The 5,038-nt window shown below is 62.6% G+C and carries 5 protein-coding genes; 4 read left to right on the top strand and 1 reads right to left on the bottom strand.

Annotation, left to right across the window (positions count from 1 at the left end):
* Positions 1-785 (bottom strand): LysR substrate-binding domain-containing protein (locus B6S44_RS29190; protein WP_129160514.1); only part of this gene is annotated, 785 nt, incomplete at its 3' end.
* Positions 786-1,119: 334 nt separating this feature from the next.
* Between B6S44_RS29190 and B6S44_RS29185 the strand changes: the two genes are divergently transcribed.
* The 4 genes from B6S44_RS29185 to B6S44_RS29170 form a co-directional block, all read left to right on the top strand.
* The gene (locus tag B6S44_RS29185; RefSeq protein WP_129160516.1) at positions 1,120-2,310 is read left to right on the top strand and encodes a DUF3734 domain-containing protein; all 1,191 of its coding nucleotides are present in this window, start codon (positions 1,120-1,122) and stop codon (positions 2,308-2,310) included.
* Positions 2,311-2,338: 28 nt separating this feature from the next.
* Positions 2,339-3,136, top strand: a complete 798-nt coding sequence (locus B6S44_RS29180) for an acetoacetate decarboxylase (protein ID WP_129160513.1) — start codon at positions 2,339-2,341, stop codon at positions 3,134-3,136.
* Positions 3,114-3,944 carry a 3-hydroxybutyrate dehydrogenase gene (locus B6S44_RS29175; protein ID WP_248309825.1) on the top strand — a complete coding sequence of 277 codons (831 nt, stop codon included), beginning with the start codon at positions 3,114-3,116 and terminating at the stop codon, positions 3,942-3,944. The genes B6S44_RS29180 and B6S44_RS29175 overlap by 23 nt, the downstream gene beginning before the upstream one ends.
* Positions 3,945-4,253: 309 nt before the next feature.
* The coding region (locus B6S44_RS29170; protein WP_248309824.1) for an efflux RND transporter periplasmic adaptor subunit at positions 4,254-5,038 on the top strand (785 nt) is incomplete at its 3' end.

Below are 5,038 nucleotides of genomic sequence, written 5' to 3'. Positions count from 1 at the left end.
CGGTAGACTACGTGCTCGCCGATGCTGATGGAGCTGACTGACGATGGCACGATGGCTACGCCCAGACCGGCTCCGACGAGGCTGATGAGGGAAAATCCGCTGCGCGCCTCATACGCCACGCGCGGCGCAAACCCAAGCGTCAGCTGGACCAACGAGCGGTCCTGCTCGACGTCCGACCCGACATAGAGGATGAAGGGTTCATCGGCGAGCGCCTCCCGCGGAATCCGGCTGCGCTGCGCCAGGGGGTGGTCAGCCGGAAGCGCGATCCGCAGCGGCCATTCCATCAGGCGGATCGCATCGAGTTCCTGCGGCAGCTTCCAAGCTTGGCTTCCGATAAAACTGGCGAGGAAGCCGATTTGGATTCGGCTTTCCAGCAACTGGGCGATTTGAGTGCTCGGATGCAGTTCGTGCAGGCCGAGCTCAACGTCGGGCATTTGCCGCCGGTACTCCCGTAGGATTTTTGACAGCACCCCAGAATAGGAAACATCGGCGGAGTAGCCGATTTCAATGTGGCCGATCTCGCCGCGCCCGGCCCGGCGGGCCACGACCGCGGCATGCTGTGCCTGTTCAAGGGTGCGGCGGGCCTCCCTGAGGAACAGCCGGCCAGCCTCCGTCAGGGTCACGACCCGGTTCGTCCGGTTGAGGAGTTGGACCCCGAGCGTCTCCTCCAGAGCCTTGATCTGAATGCTGAGGGCCGGCTGCGCGATGTGGAGGCGTTCGGCGGCTCGGCCAAAATGCAGCTCTTCGGCCGTGGCGACGAAGTATCGGAGGTGTCGCAGGTCCATTGATATAATTCTCAGATCACACTCTCGAAACGAATATATTTCGTCGTTTGCTATCTCCGCAACCTGCGCCCGCTAGCGGCGATCACCGGTTCGTGTGGATCAGAGCCGACGTAAACGGAATGGAGATTGATATCAAATTTCAATCATAGCCTCTGCTATAATATATTGGATCAAGATGTCATACTGAACTATCAGCGCTTTCGACTTGGCAGGTCGCGTCAGCCCACGATCGCTCGGTGGAACATGTACCGACTTCAATGTCCGGCCTGCTGAATTCGCTGATTTCGCAATGGCTGCGGCATTCTTACTTGAGACGATGATGAAAGATCAAACAATGACCCGCGCGCCAGCCGGCCTGCATCGGCCCATCGTAACATCGCGGCGACGCTCTTCTCGGCCGCCGTTCGATTGCATCGCTCTCCTCCTTCAGGGCGGCGGGGCACTCGGATCCTATCAGGCAGGTGTCTATGAGGCGCTGTCCGACGACGGGCTGCATCCCGATTGGGTCGCTGGCATCTCAATCGGGGCTATCAACGCCGCAATCATCGCCGGCAACGCGCCCGACGAACGGGTCGCGCAACTCAGGGTGTTCTGGGAGGGGATCAGCGCCAATCCGCTGCTCGACTGGGCGCTGGCCCATGATTCCTTCATGCCGAAGGGCGATGCGGCTCGCGGAATCTTCAACCAGTTCAGCGCATCACTGGCGCTCTTTGGCGGTGCCGCCGAATTTTTTGCGCCTCGGCTACACGTTCCGTGGCTGCAACCAGCGGGCACTGAGGAGGCAACCAGCTACTACGACACGAAGCTTCTCAAGGCGACGCTCGAACGGACCGTCGATTTCGAGCGCATCAACTCCGGCGAAATGCGATTCAGCGTCGGCGCGGTCAATGTGCGCACCGGCAATCTCGTCTATTTCGACAATGCGACCCATGTTATCCGGCCGGAGCATGTAATGGCGAGCGGTGCCCTGCCGCCAGGCTTTCCGCCCGTCGAGATCGACGGCGATTTCTACTGGGACGGTGGTCTGATCTCGAACACGCCGCTGCAATGGGTCGTTGAGGACGGACCACGCCGGGACACGCTCGCCTTCCAGGTGGACGTGTGGAGTGCGCAAGGTGATCTCCCGCGCAACCTCGCCGATGTGGCAACGCGGCAAAAGGAGATCCAGTACTCCAGCCGGACCCGCGCGAATACTGATCAATTCAAGCGTGAACAGCACCTACGCTCGGCGCTGGGCAAACTCCTGGCGAAGCTGCCCGAAGATCTGCGCGAGACCGACGAAGCAAAGCTTCTGGGCGGAGAGGCTGATCAAAAGGTCTACAACCTCGTGCACCTCATCTATCGCGCGCAAGGCTATGAGGGGCACTCCAAGGACTACGAGTTCTCACGCCTCACCATGCGGGATCATTGGCGCGCCGGCTATCGGGACGCGACCAGAACGCTGCGCCACCCCGAAGTGCTGGAGCGACCAACTACGCCCGACGGCGTCCTGACCTTTGATCTCGCCCAGCACGGGCGCGAGTAGTCGCTCCCACATAGGAAAGAACCAGATTATGAGAGAAGATGAGGTGCGCGAGCGCGCCTTCTCGATGCCGTTGACGAGCCCGGCCTTCGCTCCGGGCCCCTACCGCTTCGTGAACCGCGAATATCTGATCATCACCTACCGGACGGATCCGGCCCGGCTGAGGGCCCTTGTCCCTGAGCCACTCAAGATCGACGAGCGCCAGCCGTTGGTGAAATACGAATTCATCCGCATGCCGGACTCGACCGGCTTCGGCGACTATACGGAATCAGGTCAGGTCATTCCGGTCAGTTTCGGGGGGCGCAAGGGTTCCTATACGCATTGCATGTTCCTCGACGACGAGCCGCCTATCGCCGCCGGACGCGAGCTCTGGGGCTTTCCAAAGAAGCTTGCCAGCCCCTCACTGCGCACCGAGATCGATACGCTGGTCGGCACGCTCGATTACGGCCCGGTGCGCGTTGCCACGGGCACCATGGGCTACAAGCATCGGCCAGCAGATCACGCTGCCGTCCTCGCCTCGCTGCAGGAGGCGAACTATCTCCTCAAGATCATTCCTCATGTCGACGGCACGCCGCGCATCTGCGAACTCGTTGAGTACTATCTCGAAAGCGTCGCGCTAAAGGGCGCCTGGACAGGCCCGGCGGCACTCGACTTCACCTCCCACGCGCTGGCGCCGGTAGCGGAACTGCCCGTGCTGGAAGTCGTCTCGGCAGTCCACCTCGTCGCTGACCTGACGCTCGGGCTCGGCACGGTCGTGCATGACTATCTGGAAACGCCGCGCCGTAAGATCCTGAAGGAAAACACCCATGACTACGCTTATGCAAAGTGACGTGCTGAGCCGTCATCTGCGCCGTCACGTTCCTCTCGAAAACAAGGTGGCGGTCATCACCGGAGCGGCGAGTGGCATCGGACGGGAGATTGCGCTCACCTTTGCCCGCGAGGGCGCCAGGGTGGTGATCGCCGATCTTGACCGCGACGCGGCCGAGGCCACGGCCTGCGACATCGATCCGCATGCAAAGCGCGCGCTCGCCATCGCGATGGACGTCACCGACGAAGCGCAAGTCGAAGCCGGCATCTACCGCGCGATCGAGACTTTCGGGCGTATCGATGTCCTGATCAGCAACGCCGGCATCCAGACTATCGCGCCCGTTGTCGACCTTGAATTCGCCAAGTGGAAAAAACTGATGAGCGTCCATCTGGACGGAGCCTTTCTGACGACGCGTGCCGCCTTGCGGCAGATGTACCGGCAGAAGAGCGGCAGCGTCATCTACATCGGCTCTGTGCATTCCAAAGAGGCCTCGCCGCTCAAGGCCCCCTATGTCACGGCGAAGCACGGTCTCATCGGCCTGGCCAAAGTCGTGGCCAGGGAGGGCGGCGCCCACGGCGTCCGTTCCAACGTGATCTGCCCCGGCTTCGTGCGCACGCCGCTCGTCGAGAAGCAGATACCGGAGCAGGCGCGCGAACTCGGCATCTCCGAGGAGGACGTCGTCCGGACAGTCATGCTGAAGGAGACTGTCGACGGCGAGTTCACCACGGCTGCGGATGTGGCCGAGACCGCCGCGTTCCTCGCCGCTTTTCCGTCAAATGCGCTCACCGGCCAATCAATCGTCGTCAGCCACGGCTGGTCCATGCAGTAGTCGCTACGAGATCTGAGGGGGCCGGGGTCGAAAGGTCTCGGCCGCTTTGCTATGTCTGTTCCGCGCGACCAGAGATCATCCGTATGGCTCGCACCGCCTTGGCAATGAGCACGCCCGGCTGCCATCCCCGGCCCCAACTTGGTGATTGATATCTTTTGTCAATCACAAGTCAAATGACAATATATTGGACGATATAGGCCGCCGTGACTATCCCATCCCTGAGCTTTGGCTTTCAGCCAACGAAAGGGGCATGTGATGGAACACAATTGTCGATGGCGGAGAACGGTCTGTTGCGCGGCAATGCTTGCCGTGACGGGCTTGGCCGCCTGCCAGGAACAGGCCAGCGGCCCGGAGAACCCGCCGACCGCTGTGCAGGTCGAGGCGGTGGCGCTGGCCGACTATGCGCCGACCGTTCGACTGACGGGCGAGATTCGCCCACGGGTCGAAAGCGACCTGTCCTTTCGGGTGGGAGGTCGCATCACCGAACGCTTGGTCAATGTCGGCGACCATGTAACGGCCGAGCAGGTGCTGGCCAGGCTCGATCCTCAGCAGCAGCAGGCGACGGTGACCTCCGCTGAGGCCGCGGTCGTTTCCGCCGAGGCTGTGCTGCGCCAGGCCACCTCCAGCTACGAGCGCCAGAAAGCCTTGCTCGCCCGAGGCTTCACGACCCAGCGCGAACACGATCAGACCCAGGAAGCCTATCGCACGGCCCAGGCCTCGCTCTCCGATGCGCGAGCTCAGCTCGGCACCGCCCGCGATCGTCTATCCGACACGGTGCTGCGGGCAGGCGTTGCCGGCGTCATCACGGCGCGCAATGCCGAGACCGGGCAGGTCATGCAAGCGGCGCAGACCGTGTTCTCGATCGCCCAGGACGGACCGCGCGATGCTGTGTTCAACGTCAACGAGTCGATCTTCACTCACGAGCCGGCTGATCCCGCGATCGCGCTGACGCTGGTGTCCGACCCCGCCATCACGGCAACAGGCGCCGTGCGTGAGGTCTCGCCGACCGTGGACAGGCTCACGGGGACGGTCAAGGGCAAGGTCGGCCTGGCGCCGTCGCCGGCCGCGATGGCGCCCGGCGCCTCGGGCATCGG

This window comes from Allobosea sp. Tri-44, assembly GCF_004123845.1.
Classification (GTDB): domain Bacteria; phylum Pseudomonadota; class Alphaproteobacteria; order Rhizobiales; family Beijerinckiaceae; genus Allobosea.
Note: the sequence above shows the minus strand (reverse complement) of the source record. Positions and strands in the feature narration are given on the sequence as shown.